General features: G+C 71.6%; 16 protein-coding genes and 1 other RNA gene. 13 read left to right on the top strand and 4 right to left on the bottom strand.

Features of this window, described 5'->3' with window-relative positions:
- Positions 1-2: 2 nt before the first annotated feature.
- Entirely contained in the window at positions 3-218 is a 216-nt protein-coding gene (locus tag ACFFIA_RS16355; protein ID WP_377251769.1) for a helix-turn-helix transcriptional regulator, read from the bottom strand.
- Positions 215-694, bottom strand: coding sequence for an Lrp/AsnC family transcriptional regulator (locus ACFFIA_RS16350; RefSeq protein WP_377251767.1), 480 nt, complete (start codon positions 692-694; stop codon positions 215-217). The genes ACFFIA_RS16355 and ACFFIA_RS16350 overlap by 4 nt, the downstream gene beginning before the upstream one ends.
- A gap of 94 nt (positions 695-788) precedes the next feature.
- Here ACFFIA_RS16350 and ACFFIA_RS16345 point away from each other — a divergent pair, with 94 nt between their 5' ends.
- Positions 789-1,205, top strand: coding sequence for a rhodanese-like domain-containing protein (locus ACFFIA_RS16345; RefSeq protein WP_377251765.1), 417 nt, complete (start codon positions 789-791; stop codon positions 1,203-1,205).
- A gap of 59 nt (positions 1,206-1,264) precedes the next feature.
- Positions 1,265-1,765, top strand: a complete 501-nt coding sequence (locus ACFFIA_RS16340) for a DUF6912 family protein (RefSeq protein WP_377251763.1) — start codon at positions 1,265-1,267, stop codon at positions 1,763-1,765.
- Between the two features lie 27 nt (positions 1,766-1,792).
- Here ACFFIA_RS16340 and ACFFIA_RS16335 read toward each other — a convergent pair whose 3' ends face one another.
- Positions 1,793-2,722, bottom strand: coding sequence for a hypothetical protein (locus ACFFIA_RS16335; RefSeq protein ID WP_377251761.1), 930 nt, complete (start codon positions 2,720-2,722; stop codon positions 1,793-1,795).
- 265 nt (positions 2,723-2,987) lie between these two features.
- On the opposite strand from ACFFIA_RS16335, the gene pruA reads away from it, so the two are divergent.
- On the top strand, positions 2,988-4,616 hold the full coding sequence (pruA, locus tag ACFFIA_RS16330; RefSeq protein WP_377251759.1) for an L-glutamate gamma-semialdehyde dehydrogenase: 1,629 nt from the start codon (positions 2,988-2,990) through the stop codon (positions 4,614-4,616).
- A gap of 11 nt (positions 4,617-4,627) precedes the next feature.
- Here the strand turns inward: pruA and ACFFIA_RS16325 are convergent, their stop codons facing one another.
- Positions 4,628-6,949: a helicase-associated domain-containing protein gene (locus tag ACFFIA_RS16325; protein WP_377251757.1), complete on the bottom strand. Its 2,322-nt coding sequence runs from the start codon at positions 6,947-6,949 to the stop codon at positions 4,628-4,630.
- Between the two features lie 108 nt (positions 6,950-7,057).
- On the opposite strand from ACFFIA_RS16325, the gene ACFFIA_RS16320 reads away from it, so the two are divergent.
- From ACFFIA_RS16320 to ssrA, 10 genes are all read left to right on the top strand, one after another.
- A complete protein-coding gene (locus ACFFIA_RS16320; RefSeq protein ID WP_377251755.1) occupies positions 7,058-8,422 on the top strand; it encodes a serine/threonine-protein kinase in 1,365 nt (454 codons plus the stop codon).
- A gap of 142 nt (positions 8,423-8,564) precedes the next feature.
- Positions 8,565-9,080, top strand: a complete 516-nt coding sequence (locus ACFFIA_RS16315; RefSeq protein ID WP_377251753.1) for a PadR family transcriptional regulator — start codon at positions 8,565-8,567, stop codon at positions 9,078-9,080.
- A gap of 19 nt (positions 9,081-9,099) precedes the next feature.
- A complete protein-coding gene (prfB, locus tag ACFFIA_RS16310) occupies positions 9,100-10,221 on the top strand; it encodes a peptide chain release factor 2 (protein ID WP_377251751.1) in 1,122 nt (373 codons plus the stop codon).
- Positions 10,222-10,326: 105 nt separating this feature from the next.
- Positions 10,327-11,007 (top strand): cell division ATP-binding protein FtsE, encoded by a 681-nt coding sequence (ftsE, locus tag ACFFIA_RS16305; protein WP_377251749.1) that lies wholly within the window; start codon positions 10,327-10,329, stop codon positions 11,005-11,007.
- 33 nt (positions 11,008-11,040) lie between these two features.
- Positions 11,041-11,919, top strand: coding sequence for a permease-like cell division protein FtsX (gene ftsX, locus ACFFIA_RS16300; RefSeq protein ID WP_377251747.1), 879 nt, complete (start codon positions 11,041-11,043; stop codon positions 11,917-11,919).
- A gap of 120 nt (positions 11,920-12,039) precedes the next feature.
- Positions 12,040-13,287 carry a M23 family metallopeptidase gene (locus tag ACFFIA_RS16295; RefSeq protein ID WP_377251745.1) on the top strand — a complete coding sequence of 416 codons (1,248 nt, stop codon included), beginning with the start codon at positions 12,040-12,042 and terminating at the stop codon, positions 13,285-13,287.
- 16 nt (positions 13,288-13,303) lie between these two features.
- On the top strand, positions 13,304-13,780 hold the full coding sequence (smpB, locus tag ACFFIA_RS16290; RefSeq protein WP_377251743.1) for an SsrA-binding protein SmpB: 477 nt from the start codon (positions 13,304-13,306) through the stop codon (positions 13,778-13,780).
- Between the two features lie 13 nt (positions 13,781-13,793).
- Positions 13,794-14,894 carry an SRPBCC domain-containing protein gene (locus ACFFIA_RS16285; RefSeq protein WP_377251741.1) on the top strand — a complete coding sequence of 367 codons (1,101 nt, stop codon included), beginning with the start codon at positions 13,794-13,796 and terminating at the stop codon, positions 14,892-14,894.
- A gap of 65 nt (positions 14,895-14,959) precedes the next feature.
- Positions 14,960-15,997: a cellulose binding domain-containing protein gene (locus ACFFIA_RS16280; RefSeq protein WP_377251739.1), complete on the top strand. Its 1,038-nt coding sequence runs from the start codon at positions 14,960-14,962 to the stop codon at positions 15,995-15,997.
- A gap of 218 nt (positions 15,998-16,215) precedes the next feature.
- Positions 16,216-16,591, top strand: a transfer-messenger RNA (tmRNA) gene (gene ssrA / locus ACFFIA_RS16275).
- Positions 16,592-16,723 lie beyond the last annotated feature (132 nt).

Below are 16,723 nucleotides of genomic sequence, written 5' to 3'. Positions count from 1 at the left end.
AGCTACTCGACCAGCGGATTGTTTTGCACCCAGTCGGCGGTCTCGGCGTATTTGAGCTGGATGTACTCCTCCAGCTTGGCCCGCTCGACCCGCCACTGACCTCGCCCCCCGATCTTGATCGCGGGGAGTTCGCCGCTGCGCACCATGTGGTAGACCTGCGAATCCGAGACGTTGAGCTCGGCCGCCACGTCTGAAAGCAGCAGGAAGCGGGGGGTCACTGCTTCAGTTTGCCATCGACAGCCTGCGAATCCACCGTGCGGCTGGCAAGCGGGCTGGAGTACACCACACTTGTCGTCACCGCGCCGAGGCCGCTGATCCGGCCCGCCACCTCCTCCAGGTGGCGCATCGAGCGGGCCACCACCTTGAGCACGAAGCAGTCTTCGCCGGTCACGTGGTGCGCCTCGATGATCTCGGGCGTGGTGTCGAGCAGCGCGTGAAACGGGCGGTAGTTGCCGGTCGGATAGCGCAGCCGCACAAAAGCCATGATCGAGAGGCCGACCCGCTCGGGCGAGATCGTGGCGCGGTAGCCGGTGATCACGCCCGACTCCTCCAGCCGCCGCACCCGCTCGGCCACAGCGCTCGGCGACATCGCCACCGTGCGGGCCAGGTCGGCGAAGCTCATCCGCCCGTCGTGCTGCAATGCGTCGAGGATCCGCCAGTCGGTCGCGTCGAGCACCGGTGATTCCACGGCCATCCACCGAGATTACCGGCGAGACAACGGCTGAAGAAGCCCAGCGCCGTGCGATGGTGGTGTAGCGACCCCGGCTCCCGCCCGTACCGTCGATGTCATGACCACGCAGCAAGCCATCGCCTGGTTCGAAGCCCGGCTGGCGTTCCAGACCGATGTCTCCGACGTCCACGCGGCCATGGCCGGCGGCGACCCTGGCTTCACACTCGTCGACACGCGCGACCTGGCTGCCTGGCGGCAGGGGCACATCCCCGGGGCGGTACACCTGCCGCGCGCCATGATCCCCGTGCGTGGCGAGCGCCTTCTCGACCGCGCCCGTCCGGTGGTGACGTACTGCTGGGGGCCCGGCTGCGACGGCGCCACCAAGTCGGCGCTCGAACTGGCCCGCCGGGGATACCCCGTGCGCGAGATGATCGGCGGCATCGAATACTGGATCCGCGAGGGCTTCCCGGTGGAGACTGCGGAAGGGCTGGTCACGCAGCCGATCGACCCACTGACCGCCCCGGTTGGTCGTTGATCAACTGGAGGGTGTAGGACATCTAGCGGCAGGGGTCGAGGCCGGGGGAGAGTCCGCGCGTGTCAGTTCAGCTCATCCGGGTGTACGTCCCGGCGACGCTTTCCATGCTCTCGGCACTCCGGGAGCGGGGTGAGATCGCCGGGGCGGAGGCGCACGCCGTCACGCCCGCGCTCCGCGAGTGGTACGCGGAGGGCGACGAGGAGGAGTTGGAGTACGTCGCGTTCACGCGTGCCGCCCAGGGCGCCCTCCGACTGCTCCGCCACGACCCGGCAGCGCCCCGACGGCGGGTCGTCGTCTCGGCCGACGTGCCGCCGGGCGCGGTGGCCCGCGAAGACCGCGAGCTGGGCTCCAGCGAGGTGCGGCTGGGACATGCCGTCGCGCTCGCCTCGGTCGCCGCGATCCACATCGACGGCGAGAGCGCGGCCGACGACATCGCCGCCGCCGCCGATGTGGTGGAGGAGGCGCTGGCCGGTGACCCGGACGCCCAGTTCACCGTCGATGGCGCCGAAGACCACGAGCTGGAGTGGTACGACGTATCCGAGCTGGAGACCCTGGCCTGAGGCGCCCGGCCCGCGGCGGACGAGCGGTCAGTCGTCCGCGGCGCGCTTCGGCATCGTCCGGCCGAAGGCGAGGATCGCCACGATCGCGCCGACGAAGAGCACCACCAGCGCGTTGTTGAGCCGCGAGCTGTCCATCATCTGCTGCGCGGTGGCGTCCGCCTCGCTCACCGAGCCGGCGAGGGCGAGCACGTCGGCGCCGAGCGTACGGATGATGACCTCGGCGGCGACCAGCAGCAGGCCCGGCCCGGCACCGGCGACCGCGTATCCCGGCCACTTCGGCGCCGGTCCGCCCGCGTCCGCCCGCCGGCTCGCCCGCCGCAGGTAGAAGAAGGCCACCAGCCCGGCGGCGAGGCCGGTGCAGACCGCGATCGTGAGCGCGGACCAGCCGGAGGCGCTGAGCCGGGAGGCGGGGTCGTCCTTACTGCCGTACAGCGACATGAGGTTGGGCTGGAAGTTGTCGAGCACCTGCTCGACCGCGAAGACGACTAGCCCCGCGGCGACGACCGCGCCGACGACAGCACGGGCCCGTACGGCGGCGAGCGCCCCGCCGGCCGTGACCGCGGCGGCGACCGTGCCGGCGAGCACCGTGCTCGCCTCGCCACCGCCGTAGCTGGAGATCACCACGATCGCCCCGCCCACGCCGACGAGCAGGCCGGCGCCGACCGAGGCGGCGAAGCGAAGCAGCGGGCGCAGCCGGTGGAGCAGGTGGCCAACGGCGAGGCTGGCGGCCGCGCCGGCGACAAGGCCGGCGGAGATCACGGTGGGTAGCGCCATGGCGGCCGACGTGATCGCGAGCGTCCCCTCGCCGGAGGTGATCTCGGCGTGGGACGACCACATCATCGCGGCGAGCCAGGCCAGCGCGATGACCGCGAGCACGCTCGTCCCGAAGGCGGGCGGTCCGTCCGACACAGGAGCGTCGGTCCGCGTGGCCTCGGTGACACCGCTCTTCTCGCTCATGCCCGTCCTCGCTTCGCCGCATGCGGGCACGAGGCTCCGCGGACGCCGAGTCTGATGATTCGCTCGCTCATCGTCTCCCCTTCACCCGGGCAGCTTCTCAGCGTACGCGGCACGCCGGGACAGCCGTCATCGGCCGGGAGCCGCCCCGGGCGACCCCCCGCGACAGCGCCCGGGGGACCGGTCGCGGCAGGGGCCCGGACCAGCCGCCACGGCCGGTACGACATGTAAGGATGGAACAACGCAGAGATCCTGACAGGAGCCCATCATGGACGCCGCCTTCGCCGTACCCGAGCCGCACAACGAACCGGTACGCACCTACGCCCCAGGCAGCCCGGAACGAGAGAGCCTTCAGCGCCGTGTCACCGAGCTCGCGGCCGAACGGGCGGAACTCACGATGACCGTCGACGGTGAGCAACGCATGGCGGGCGGGGCGGCGATCGAGGTGGTGCAGCCGCACCGGCACCGGCATGTGCTGGGTGTCACCCACAACGCAACCAACGCGGATGCCTCGGCGGCGGTGACGGCCGCGAAGAAAGCGGCGCCGATGTGGCGAGCCCTCTCGTACGCCGACCGGGCCGCCATCTTCCTGCGCGCGGCGGAACTGCTCGCCGGCCCGTGGCGGGACACGCTCAACGGCGCTACGATCCTCGGCCAGTCCAAGTCGGTGCACCAGGCGGAGATCGACGCCGCCTGCGAGCTGATCGACTTCCTGCGCTTCAATGTCTACTTTGGACAAAAGATCCTCGCGGAGCAGCCCCTCTCCTCGCCCGGCGTGTGGAACCGCTTCGACCACCGGCCGCTGGAGGGCTTCGTCTACGCGGTCACCCCGTTCAACTTCACCGCGATCGCCGGCAACCTCCCGGCCGCGCCCGCGCTGATGGGCAACACGGTGGTGTGGAAGCCGTCGCCGACGCAGCAGTTCGCCGCCCACTTCACGATGCGGCTCTTCGAGGCGGCCGGCCTCCCGCCCGGCGTCATCAACATGGTGACCGGCGACGGCATCGCGGTCTCCGAGGTTGCGCTCGCCGACCCCGATCTGGCCGGCATCCACTTCACCGGTTCCACCAGGACGTTCCAGACGCTGTGGCAGACCGTGGGGCAAAACCTCGCCGGCTACCGGAGCTACCCGCGGCTCGTCGGCGAGACCGGCGGCAAGGACTTCGTCGTCGCGCACGCCAGCGCCGACCCCGACGCGCTCGTCACCGCGCTCGTGCGAGGCGCCTTCGAGTACCAGGGACAGAAGTGCTCGGCCGCCTCGCGGGCCTACGTGGCGCGGTCACTCTGGGAGGGTGGTGTCCGCGACCGGCTCGCCGCCACCGCCGACTCACTGGCGTACGGTGACGTGACCGACTTCGCCAACTTCGGTGGCGCGGTGATCGACGCACGGGCCTTCGCCAAGCACGCGGCCGCGCTCGACCTGGTGAAAAACTCCGCCTCCTGCACCGTCCTCGCCGGTGGCACGGCCGACGACAGCGAGGGCTGGTTCGTCCGCCCGACAGTGGTCGAGTGCGGCGACCCGGAGCACGAGGTCTTCACGACCGAGTACTTCGGGCCGATCCTCGGCGTGTACGTCTACGACGACGCGCGCTTCGAAGACGTCGTGAAGCAGGCGGAGAGGGCGGCGCCGTATGCGCTCACCGGCTCGGTCTTCGCCACCGACCGGCAGACGATCGACTGGGCCTCGTACGCGTTGCGGTACGCGGCCGGCAACTTCTACATCAACGACAAGCCGACCGGTGCGGTGGTGGGGCAGCAGCCCTTCGGCGGTGCGCGGGCGAGCGGCACCAACGACAAGGCGGGCTCCTGGCACAACCTGCTCCGCTGGACGTCGCCGCGGACCATCAAGGAGACCTTCGTGCCGCCGACCGACCACACCTACCCGCACATGGGCTGACGCCCGGCGGTCTAATCCGCCGCCGACACCGACTCGATCCGGGAGAGCAGGAAGACGCGCTCGTCGTCGCGGAGCTGGCACCAGGCCGTGAGCTTCGGCCCGTCCAGCTCCGCCGGCTCGATGACCCGGCGGGACGCCTCGCCGTCGGCGTTGGTGTACGAGATCTCGATCGGCGTGCCTCGGCTCACCGCGCCGATGAGCAGCAGCCGCTGCGCGGTGGTGAGGTGCGACGCGTGGTCGCGCACCGCGCGGGCGACGCTCATCGACGTGGGCACGACGCCGAACTCGCCATCCCCATCACTGTCTACATAGGACGACAGCAGTCGCTCGGCGAGCCCGCGCGGATCGGCCGACGTACGCGCCGAACGGCTCCGCGAGTCAGGCCGGCGCGGCGCGGGGACCCGATGGCGGGGCGCGCGTTCGACGGTCGCGACCCCGTCGGCGCCCTCGCCCGACGGCGCGTATCCGGCGGCCCGCAGCGCGGCGAGCGTCTCGGCGACCGGCTGCGCGCTGGCGAGCACGGTGGGCGCCAGCACGGTGAGCCCGAGCGTGCGCAGTGCCCGCGCGCCGGCGATCTCGGCGAGCAGCGTGGGATCGTCGGCGCGCACGACGCAGCCGACCGTGCGCACGCGCACGAGTCCGTGCCGGCGGGCCAGGTCGCCGACGAGGTATTCCAACACCTGTGGCAGCGCACCGCCGACCGCGGCGGCGCGGAGGTCGGCGAGCAGCCCGTCCGGCGTGTGGCCGGCGTCGAGCGCGGCGCGTACCGACGCGGGCGAGAAGCGCCACGTGACCGCGCCGCCGCCCGACTCGCGCTCGGCCGCCGCGTCGAGGAGCGCGGCGAGCGCCGCGGTGGGCGTGCCCGGCACGACCGCGGTGAGGTCGTTCTGGAACAGGGCCTCGGCGACCGCGGCCGGCAGCAGCGCGGCGATCGCGCCCTCCAGCGCCGGCCCCGCGAGGAGCGCGCGGCCCAGCGGCGTCAGCGCGTCGTGCGCCAGCGCGCCCACCACGTGCCCTTCCCGCCAGAGCCCGTCGAGCAGCGGGCCGTCGTCGGCGAGCATCGGCAGCCGCCAGGCGAGCACACCGGCGAGCCCGCCTGGGGCGCCGCGCCCCTCGGGCAGCTCGGCGGCGGCCTGGAGGAGGGCGGGGCGCAGCTCGTACGCGGCCATCCCGACCGCGTCCCGGGTCAGCGTGGGGGTCTCGGCGGCGAGCGGGGCGGCCGGCAGGTGCGGCCAGGCGCGCAGCAGCGGCACCAGGCGACCGGCCGGCTCGGCGGCGCTCCACTCGTCGTACGCCTCCGTGGGCAGAACACGCATCTCCGAGATGCCGACGAGTCCCGCCGCATACGCCAGCTCCAGCCACAGCCGTACCTCCGGCTCGCCGCAGCCGACCGACTTGGCCAACCGGCGGATCTCGCGGGCGCCGACGCCGCCCGACTTGAGCAGCGCGACGGGGGTCGCGGCGACGGCGCCGAGGAGTGCGGACGCCTGCTCGACCGCGGCGGTGGCCGCCGCCGCGGCCTCCCGGGCCACCGCCTCTGGCGGGACCTCGACGAGTTCGGGGGCGGGCGGCAACGGGTCGAACGGCGCCCGCCAGTCGGGCCCGCGCAGCGCCATCCCGACCTCGCCCGGCATCTGCGCGTGCTGCCAGCCGTCGGAGACGAGGAGCCCGTGGCGCAGCGCCCAGGCGAGGGGGCCGTTGCCCGGGCGGTCGTAGATGCCCATCAGCACGAGCGGCCCCTCCCAGGCGGCCTGGGAGAGCAGGTCGCGCGCTGCCACGGGGGCGGCGGCGACCACCGCGCGGACCCGCTCGCCGTCGGCCAGCGCGGCGCAGACGTCCGCAAGAGCACTTGCCTTGGTACGCCCGCGGGGCAGCCCGAGCGCCCCGGCGATCTCGTGCAGCTCGGCCACGGGGGCGCCCTCGAAGAGGCGGCGCGCCGGCAGGCCGAGCCCGAGCGGATGCTCGAACGCGCCCCACAGCGGACCCGCCATGCGCAGCTCGTCGCCGTCGGGCCAGACCAGCGCCCGCTGGGCGAGCACGGTGAGCGTGGCGGCCAGCTCGGTGTCGTCGGGCTTGCGGCCGAGGGCGGCGGCGAGCTGCTCGATCCCGACCAGCGGCCCGCCGAGGGCCTGTAATGCCTCGACCACCTGGAGTGCCGGCAGGGGGAGCGCGCTCGCCGTCGCCATCACCGCGTCGGTCTCATGTAGCCGCGCGGCGAGCCCGCTCAGGCTGGACGCCGCCGGCCCGCCCAGCGCATCGGGGCGGCGCGCCAGGACAGCGGCCAGCTCGTCGACGGAGAGGCGGGCGAGCCATCGCACCAGAGGTGAGGTCACGGAGGTTCACCCTCTCGCAGGCGGCGGCCCGTCGCCAGTCCCCGGTTCGTGCCAAACCTGTGTCGCGCCGCCTCGCCGGTACCTCCACCAGCAATAACGTGCCAATCCATGGACGGGCTACTGGACGGCCGCTATCGGCTGGAGGGGGAGATCGCACAGGGCGCGATCGGCGCCGTGTGGCGGGCCGTGGACACGGTGACCGGGGGGCCGGTGGCCGTGAAGATGCTGCGTCCGGAGGCGGCCGAGCAGCCCGAGTTGGTCCGGTGTTTCCGGGCCGAGTTCGGGCTGCTCGCCGCCGTCCAACATCCGTCCGTGGTACGCCCGCACCGCTTCGTGGAGACTGACGGCCCGCTCGCCATCGTCATGGAACTCGTCGACGGAGAGGATCTGCGCCGCCGGATCCGCCGGAGCGGGCCGGTGCCGCCCGCCGTGGCGGCCAACATCGTGGCCCAGGTCGCCGACGCGCTGGCCCACCTCCACGAGCGGGGGATCGTCCACGCCGACGTGAAGCCGGGCAACCTCGTCGTACCGGCGGACGGCGGCCCGGTCCGCGTCGTCGACTTCGGCGTGGCCCGCCGTACCGACGACACACCGTCGGTCTCCATCCACGCCACGCCGGAGTACGCCGCGCCGGAGGTGGTCAGTGGAGCCGCGCCGTCGCCCACCGCCGACGTGTACGCGCTCGGCATCGTCCTCTTCGAACTCCTCTGCGGCCGCAGCCCATTCCGGGGCGGGGGACCCCTCCAGGTGCTGCGCCGCCACGGGATGTGCGCCGCGGTACCGCCGCCCGGCCTACCGCCGGTGGTGTGGCCGATCATCGAGGAGTGCCTGGCGCCCGATCCCGCGCACCGGCCGGAGGCGCGGCTCGTCGCCGCCCGGCTGCGCGGCGTGGAGCCGGCCCTCGACGGCGCGCCGCCGATGTCCGCGCTCGCGGCGGACCAGATCACGTGGTGGCCCCGCCCGGCGGGCGCGGCGGCCGCGGTGGCGAAGGTGACCTGGGTACCGCTGCGTGCCGCCCCGGTGTCGCCCGCGTCGGCGTACGTGGGGCGGATGGTGTCGATCCCGGTGGCCGGCATGGGTTCCGCCATCGAGTTGGGCGCCGCGTACGGCACCGAGAGCCCGTGGCCCGGCGCCCGGACCGAGCCGGTGCCGATGCCCGTACCGCCGGGCGCGGCGGCGATGCCCGCGCCCCCGCCAGCCAAGCGGCGACGGCGGGGAGCGCTCGTCGCGGCGGGCGCCGGCGGGCTCGCCATCGCGGCGGCGGCCGTCGTGGGCACGCTTCTGCTCGCCGGGGGCGGCTCCTCCGGTGGCACCGGGCCGCTGTCGCCCGCCGGTTCACCGACACCGCCAGTCGCTGCCGTCACACCGGCACCGGAAACGACTCCTTCCACAGTGGTCCCATCCATGATGGACCTACCGCCGGAGATGGAAGACTGGCCAGGCATCGGTGATGCGATCCCGACACCGCGCTGAGCACCTTGATCACTTCCCGTGATCAACTCGCTACGGGTCCTCACCGGACTGTCGGGCACGGACAGTGCACTGTGGAGGATATCGCCCCGCGGATCACGCGAAATCCTGGACGCGGAGGCGACAAAGTGGCAGCGTGGAGGGCATGGCAGAAACAGCAATCAACCCCACCGCGGCAGCCCTCCTCGGGCTGCTCCACGAAGGACCGATGACCGGCGGCCAGTTGATGGCGTCGGCTGAGCGGCGACTCGGTCCGTTCTGGTCGATGACGCGCAGTCAGGTCTACCGTGAGTTGCCCGCTCTGGCGGAGGCCGGCTACGTCCGCCTCGGCAAGCCCGGGCCGCGGTCGAGCCAGCCCTACGCGATCACCGCCTCCGGCAAGCGCGCGTTCACGCGGTGGCTCGCCGAGCCGCCCGGCCGCGACGCCGTCCGTAACCCGATCGCCCTCCGGGTGGCGTTCGGCGAGCAGCACTCCGGCGCTCAGCTCAAGGATCTCTACTCCGGGGCCACGCAATACCACACCGAGGCGCTCGCCGCCGCGCGGGATCAGGCCAAGGAGGTCAAGAAGGGGGGCGACAACTTCGGTTCGGCGGCGCTCGAGTTCGCGGTGGCGTACCACCGAGCCGCACTCTCGTGGCTGAAGTCCGCGCCGGGAGCCTGACCGCCTATCCTTGGTTGTTGTGACCGCTGCCGACTTCGCCGATCAGCTCAAGACTCTCGACGCCACCTTGCGTAACATCGAGGCCGTCCTCGATCTCGACCGCTTGCGCCAGGACAAGGCCGAGCTTGAGCAGCAGGCGTCCGCCCCCGACCTGTGGGACGACCAGGCGCGGGCGCAGCAGGTCACCTCGAAGCTGTCGTACGTCAACGGGGAGATCGGAAAGCTGGAGGGGTTGCGCCGCCGGCTCGACGACGCCCACGTGCTGTTGGAGCTGGCCGAGGCCGAAGACGATCCCGGCGCGCTCGCCGAGGTCGGCACGGAGCTGGCCAGCCTGCACAAGGCGATCGAGGAGATGGAGGTGCGCACCCTCCTCTCCGGTGAGTACGACGCGCGCGAGGCCCTCGTGGCCATCCGGGCGGGCGCCGGTGGGGTCGACGCGGCCGACTTCGCCGAGATGCTCCTCCGGATGTATCTGCGGTGGGCGGAGCGGCACGGCTACCCCACCGAGGTCTACGACACGTCGTACGCGGAGGAGGCGGGCCTCAAGTCGGCCACCTTCGCGGTCAAGGCGCCGTACGCGTACGGCACGCTGAGTGTCGAGTCGGGCACACACCGTCTGGTGCGGATCAGCCCGTTCGACAACCAGGGGCGGCGGCAGACGAGCTTCGCGGGTGTCGAGGTGCTTCCGGTCGTCGAGCAGACCGACCACATCGACATCCCGGAAAACGAGCTGCGGGTCGACGTCTACCGTTCGTCGGGGCCAGGTGGACAGAGCGTCAACACGACCGACTCCGCTGTGCGGATCACGCACGTCCCGACCGGCATCGTGGTCACCTGCCAAAACGAGAAGTCGCAGCTGCAAAACAAGGCGTCCGCGCTGCGCGTGCTCCAGGCCCGGCTGCTGGAGCGCAAGCGGCAGGAGGAGCAGGCCAAGATGGAGGGCCTGAAGGCCGACGCGGCGGGCTCGTGGGGCGACCAGATGCGGTCGTACGTGCTGCACCCGTATCAGATGGTGAAGGATCTGCGTACCGAGGAGGAGACGGGCAACCCGTCCGCGGTCTTCGACGGCGAGCTCGACGACTTCATCGAGGCTGGCATCCGCTGGCGCAAGCAGCGGGAGCGGGAGGACGGGTCGGCCTAGGGGCCCACGTCGACGGTTCAACGCCGCGTGGTTTTTGCGGCATTGCGCGCGAACCGGTGCAGGGTGGACTTGGCTATTCGGTTACACCGCGTAGACTCCTGACCCGTGATTCAGCTCGAGCACGTCACGAAGACGTACCCGAAGGCGTCCCGGCCGTCTCTGGACGAGGTGTCGGTCGGGATCGAGAAGGGCGAGTTCGTCTTCTTCATCGGTCCCTCCGGCTCTGGCAAGTCCACGATCATCAAGCTCCTGCTGCACGAGATCACGCCCAACACGGGGCGGGTCGTCGTCAACGGGCGAGACGTCACCTCCATGCGCTCCTGGAAGATCCCCAACTTCCGGCGCTCGATCGGCTGCGTCTTCCAGGACTTCCGGCTGCTGCCCAACCGCACGGCGTACGAAAACGTCGCGTTCGCGCTCGAGGTGATCGGGAAGACGAAGGCGGTGGCCCGCCGGGTGGTCCCCGAGGTGCTGGAGCTGGTCGGTCTCGGTGGCAAGGAGCACCGCTACCCGCACGAGCTCTCCGGCGGTGAGCAGCAGCGCGTGGCGGTGGCGCGGGCCTTCGTCAACCGGCCGCTGATCCTGCTGGCGGACGAGCCGACCGGAAACCTGGACCCTGACACGTCGATCGAGATCATGCGGCTGCTGGACCGGATCAACCGGACCGGCACGACCGTCGTGATGGTCACCCACGACTCCAACATCGTCAACCAGATGCGGCGCCGGGTCGTTGAGATCGAGAGTGGCCGGATCGTCCGCGACCAGGCACGCGGCGTCTACGGCTAGTCCCACCGACCTACCCCAGCGAAGGAAACCCCGATGCAGCGCGCTAAGTACGTCCTGTCCGAGGTCATGGTCGGGCTGTGGCGCAACGTGACCATGACGATCGCCATGATCATCACGATGGCCGTGTCGTTGGCCATGCTGGGTGCAAGTGGTCTGATGTACCTCCAGGTCAACAGCATGAAGGACTTCTACTACGACCAGATCGAGGTAGCGATCTTCCTCGATCAGGACGTGACCGACGAGCAGCGCAGCGCGATCGACGGCACCCTCAAGGGCGACCCGCTGGTGGCCGAGGTCATCTACGAGTCGAAGGAAACGGCGCACGAGAAGTTCAAGACCATGTACGCGGACGCGCCAGACCTGGTCAACGCCGTCAAGCCTGGCCAGTTGCCCGAGTCGTTCCGGGTGCGTCTGAAGGACCCGGAGCAGTTCCAGCAGATCAACGAGAAGTACCAGAACGTCGAGGGCGTCGAGACGATCGTCGACCAGCAGCGGCTGCTCGACAAGATCTTCAACATCCTCGGCTCGGTGCAGAACATGGCCCTGCTCGCCGCGTCGATCATGGCGATCGCGGCGCTGCTGCTGGTGGGTAACACGATCCAGGTCGCCGCGTACAGCAAGCGACGAGAAGTCGCGGTCATGAAGCTGGTCGGCGCCTCGAACTGGTTCATACAGGCACCATTCGTTCTTGAGGCGGTGGTCGCCGGCATGATCGGCTCGATCATCGCGTTCATCGGGCTCGTGCTGGGCAAGTGGTTCCTGCTCGACGGCTCGCTCCGTGACCTGACCGAGCTGCTGACGCCGCTGAGCTGGGGCGACGTGCTGCTCATGCTCCCGCTGATGGCTGGCGCGGGCGGTCTGATCAGCGCGATCACCGCGTGGGTCACGCTCCGCTTCTACCTGCGGGTCTAGTTACCGCTACTCTGCGTAATCGCCGCTTCTCCCGCTTGGGAGAGGCGGCGATTCCCATTTGTACTGTTGAGACGCTTGTGGCTGGAGTACGGTAAAGGGCACGTATGAGGGGAGATGCCCGTGAGACCCCGTCGTGCCTGGCTCGCGCCGTTCGTCGTACTCCTGCTGCTGCCGGCGGGCTCGGCGCAGGCTGACCCGCGTGACGACAAGAAGCGCGCGGACGCCGCGGTCGCGACCGCGGCCTCGATCCTGGAGGGCGCCACCGCGCGGGCCCAGCAGGCCGGGCGGAGTCTGGCCGCGGCAAACGCCGCGCTGCCCGGCGCCCAGGAGCGGGCCGCGCTGGCCCGTGGCGAGGTCGTGGCGGCGGAGGTCGCGGCCAACACCGCCCGGCGGGAGGCGGAGGAGGCTGAGGAGACGCTCGCCACCGCCCGCGTGCGCTACACCGAGTCGGCCGACAAGGTCGAGGCGGCGCGGGAGCGGGTGGGCACGTTCGCCGGGTCGGCGTACAAGGGGAGTGACCTGGTCAGCCTCAACCTGCTGATCAACGCGCGCACCCCGATCGACGCCGCCGAGCGGTACGGCTACTTCGAGCGGGTCATGAGCACCGAGAAGGCCGCGCTCGACGGGTTCACCGCGGCACGGCGGGCGGCCAAGGACGCGGAGAACGAAGCCGGGCTCGCCCAGCGCAAGGCCGAGGCGGCGCGTCTGGCGGCCGAGATGGCGCTCGCCGAGGCACGGGCCGCCCAGGCCGAGGCCGACGCCGCTGTGGCCGAGGTCACCGCGCTCACCGCCCAGCGGGCGAAGGCGCTCGCGATCGCCGAAGAGGAGCGGGGGGCGAGCCTGGCGAAGTACGAGCAGGCCAAGGCCGAGGCCGCCCGCATCGAGCGGGAGCTGCGCCAGTGGGAAGACCGGCAGAACGTCACCCGGCCGGGCGGCAGCGCGCCCTCGGTGCAGCCCGGCGCGCGGCTGCTCATGCCGGTGCAGGGGTGGAAGTCGAGCGACTTCGGGATGCGCTTCGACCCGTACTACAAGGTGTGGCAGTTGCACGCAGGCGTGGACATCGCGGCCGGTGGCGGTACGCCCATCTACGCCGCCGCCGACGGCCGGGTCATCCGCGCCGGCTGGAACGGGGGCTACGGCAACTACACCTGCATCAGCCACGGCCGATACCAGGGGAAGGGGCTGAGCACCTGCTACGCGCACCAGTCGCGAATCCTGGTGTGGGCCGGGCAGCAGGTGCGGCGCGGACAGCTGATCGGGCGGGTCGGCACGACGGGCGCGTCGACCGGCTACCACCTCCACTTCGAGGTGCGCATGTCGGGCACCCCGGTGCAGCCGCTCAAATGGCTGCCAGGTTGCCTCTGCTGACCTGTACCATTGCGCGGTGCCAAGGGAAAAGGGTCGTAAGGTCGTCGCGTCGAATCGCAAGGCGAGGCACGACTACGCCATCCTCGACACCTACGAGGCAGGCATGGCCCTCACCGGCACCGAGGTCAAGTCGCTGCGCGCCGGGCGGGCGTCCCTCGTGGACGCGTTCGCCCAGGAGAAGGGCGGCGAGCTCTACCTCTACGGCATGCACATCCCGGAGTACACGCAGGGCACCTGGACCAACCACGAGCCTCGGCGCACGCGCAAGCTGCTGCTCAAGCGGCTGGAGATCGACCGGCTGATCGGCAAGCTGCGGGAGAGCGGGCTGACGCTGGTGCCCCTCTCGGTCTACTTCTCCGACGGCTGGGCCAAGGTCGAGATCGGACTCGCCAAGGGCAAGAAGGCGTACGACAAGCGGCAGGATCTCGCCAAGCGCGACGCCGAGCGGGAGATCAACCGGGCGGTCGGACGCCGAGGCAAGGGCATGGAGTAGCTAGAGTGCCACGGTGACCGAAATTCGGATCGACGTCGACTTCGGCCATCCGCCCGCGCTGGTCTGGCGGGCACTCACTGAGCGGCGGCAGCTCGCCCGGTGGTTCATCCCCGGCGACCTCCAGCCGATCCAGGGCAGCCAGTTTCAGCTGCTCCCCGAGGCGTTGCCCGGCTTCGACGGCCCGATCGCCGGCCAGGTGCTGGAGGTCTCGGCGGAGCGGCGGCTGGTAATGCGGTGGAAGGGCGAGCAGTTGCACGCCCGGGTCACCTGGGAGCTGAAGCCCACCGCGGACGGCTGCCTGCTGATGGTGAGCCAGTCCGGCTTTCTCGGGGTGCGCGGCAGTGCCCGGCGGCAGGCGCTCGTGTCCACATACGACCGGCTCTTCGGGGAGCGGCTCCCGGCCGTACTCGATGGTCTCGCCGGAAAGGGTGACGCGGTCGTGCCGCGGCCGCCGCGAGTGGCCCCGCCCGCGCCGCCGCCGCCCGACCGGCGCCGCCAGCTGCTCGCGATCGTGGCCACCGCCACGCTGATCGGGCTGGTCGCCGCGCTGGTGGCCAACCTGCCCTCGGAGACCAGCGTGCCCGCCGAGGCCGGCGCGAGCGAGTCGGGCGGGCGGCCCTCGGGGTTCGCGTCGGCCACGGTCGGCGCCGTCCCCACCACCGCCGCGGGCGCGACCACGCAGAGCCCGCCGACGCCGTCCCGCTCCGCGACGCCGAGCGCCACCGCCACGACGCCTCCGGCGCCGAGCACCCCGGCCCGCACCAGCCCGACCACGACCGAGGCCACGGCGCCCGAGCCGGCGGAGCTCGCCGGGCGGTACCGGACGCTCGCCACCAACCTCCTCGGCTACCGCGGCGAGGTGGTCGTGGAAAACGCCGGGGGTACCGCCTCTGGCGACTGGGCGGTGACGATCACGGTCCCGGTGCTCGCGCTGGTGAGTGGCGTGGAGGGGCCGCGGCCGAAGCAGAGTGGCACGAGCTGGACGTTCTCCGGGTCGGGCGTGCCCCCGGGCGGCTCCGCGCGCGTGGTCTTCGACGTCACGCTGGACACGCTGCTCGGCAACCAGCGGCCGCTCAGCTGCCAGGTGAGCGGGGCCGCCTGCACCGGGCTGTGAGGTGCGTCCGAGCGCTCCCGACATCGAGGTCTGCGCCGATTTGCGGAGGTCGGTAGGGTCTCCGGGTGAGCGAAATCCGGATGGATGTCGATCTCGAGCACCCGGCCGAGCGGATCTGGCGGGCGCTGACCGAGGAGAAGGTGCTGTCCCAGTGGCTGGAGTTGCCGGGATTCGCGCCGGTCAGTGAGGCCGAGGTCACCGGTGTCGAAGGACAGCGGCGTCTGGCGATGCTGTGGGGCAACGACGAGCTCAGCACCCGGCTGGTCTGGGAGCTGGCGCAGACCCCCGACGGCGCCACGCTGACCCTCCGCCAGTCCTGCGTCTACGGCGAGTGGGAAGACGAGCAGCGCGAGGAGGTGCGCGCGGCATACGACGGGGTGCTGCACGAGCGGCTACCGGCGATCCTCGACTGGCTGGCGTTCCAGGAGGTCGACCTCACCGCCCCGGCGCCGGGGAGCCCGGTGGAGCCGATCACACAGGTCATCCCGTTCGTCGTCCCCGGGCAGGGGCGGCAGACGCGGCGCCGCGTGGTCGCCCTCGCCACCGTGGCCTGTGCCTTCGTCGCGGCCGTCGCCGTCGTGGCCCTCACCCGCTCCGGCGACGAGGAGCCGGCAGCCTCGGCCCCGTCCGGCGAGCCCCAGCCCGTCCTGAGCACCACCACCGCACCGGCCGGCGTGGCCGCGCTGGGCAGCGGGGCGCCGCCGACCCCCAGCGCCTCCGCGAGCCCCACCACTCAGTCGCCCTCGGCCACGCCGAGCAGTAGCCGCCCCACCGAGGCGGCCACCGCGCCAGCAGGGTCAGCGGTGCTCGGCGCGGCGTACGAGACCACGTCCCAGCGCCTGCTCGGCTACGCGGGCGAGGTCATCGTCAGCAACACCGGCCGGGCGACGGCACAGCAGTGGGCCGTGGTCATCACCCTCCGCGAGGGAGCCCGGGTGACCGACGCCGACGGCGCGGAGTTCCGGCAGCAGGGCCGCACGGTCACCTTCACCGGTGCCGCCCTGGCCGCGGCGGCGTCGGTGACGTTCCAGTTCGAGGTCGGCTCCGGCCTGGGCGACGACGGTCCGACGGCGTGTGAGGTGGAGGGCAAGCCCTGCGCCTAGGCCAGGGGTTCGGGCCGTGCGCGGCGGCAGTCGACCCGGTTGTGCGCGACGGCCCGCGGAGGGTGAGGCTGCGGGAGCGGCGGTCTTGCCCACGGCGGACATCGCGGTAGCCCAAGTCCGTCGCTTGGAGTCCCTTTTGGGAGGTATTGGGGCTGGGGCGCGGCTGGAATGAATCGGCTTGCGCGGGGCGTTAGGCTATCTGTCTGGAGATCCTTCGAGGGGGTGACTGGTTTCGACTTCGTACGTTGCGTCAGGGGAAGCGAGCCGAGGAAGCCGACGTCGTCTCGTGAATCGGTCGTCGGAAACCAATAAGCGCCAACAACAAGCGCGCTGACTTCGCTCTCGCCGCCTGAGGCGAGTAAGCGAGTCTGTCGGTCTGGAAGCGCCTTCGGTCCAGTAACCGGCATCAGCTAGAAGGCTGGCCAATCGAGCCCGGTCGCGGGGCTCGTGCGGCGAGATCAATCAGCGACTGGGCCCGTCACACCGACTCGCTCGCGTGATCGGAGGGGCCGAGTAGAGGCACAGCGAGCTGCGCTCGGAGAAGCCCTGTCAAGACGCCGAAGGACCCGGGTTCGATTCCCGGCACCTCCACCAGTCGAGGGAGCGGCGCCACCGTCCACGGTGGCGCCGCTTCTCGCTGTGCGGGGCGTTTTCGCCGCCGCTCGCCTCGCTGACTCGAAAATCGGTGAGTGAGTGGGCAGGCGGCAGCGCCCGGCGTAGCGCAGC

Origin of the sequence: Phytohabitans kaempferiae (assembly GCF_042433955.1) — a bacterium.
Lineage (GTDB): Bacteria > Actinomycetota > Actinomycetes > Mycobacteriales > Micromonosporaceae > Phytohabitans > Phytohabitans kaempferiae.
Note: the sequence above shows the minus strand (reverse complement) of the source record. Positions and strands in the feature narration are given on the sequence as shown.

What these genes read in the sequence shown, in the direction of transcription:
- ACFFIA_RS16350 (WP_377251767.1), bottom strand. Translation starts at nt 694, where the DNA reads ATGGCCGTGGAATCACCGGTGCTCGACGCGACCGACTGGCGGATCCTC.
- ACFFIA_RS16345 (WP_377251765.1), top strand. Translation starts at nt 789, where the DNA reads ATGACCACGCAGCAAGCCATCGCCTGGTTCGAAGCCCGGCTGGCGTTC.
- ACFFIA_RS16335 (WP_377251761.1), bottom strand. Translation starts at nt 2,722, where the DNA reads ATGAGCGAGAAGAGCGGTGTCACCGAGGCCACGCGGACCGACGCTCCT.
- pruA (WP_377251759.1), top strand. Translation starts at nt 2,988, where the DNA reads ATGGACGCCGCCTTCGCCGTACCCGAGCCGCACAACGAACCGGTACGC.
- ACFFIA_RS16320 (WP_377251755.1), top strand. Translation starts at nt 7,058, where the DNA reads ATGGACGGGCTACTGGACGGCCGCTATCGGCTGGAGGGGGAGATCGCA.
- ACFFIA_RS16315 (WP_377251753.1), top strand. Translation starts at nt 8,565, where the DNA reads ATGGCAGAAACAGCAATCAACCCCACCGCGGCAGCCCTCCTCGGGCTG.
- ftsX (WP_377251747.1), top strand. Translation starts at nt 11,041, where the DNA reads ATGCAGCGCGCTAAGTACGTCCTGTCCGAGGTCATGGTCGGGCTGTGG.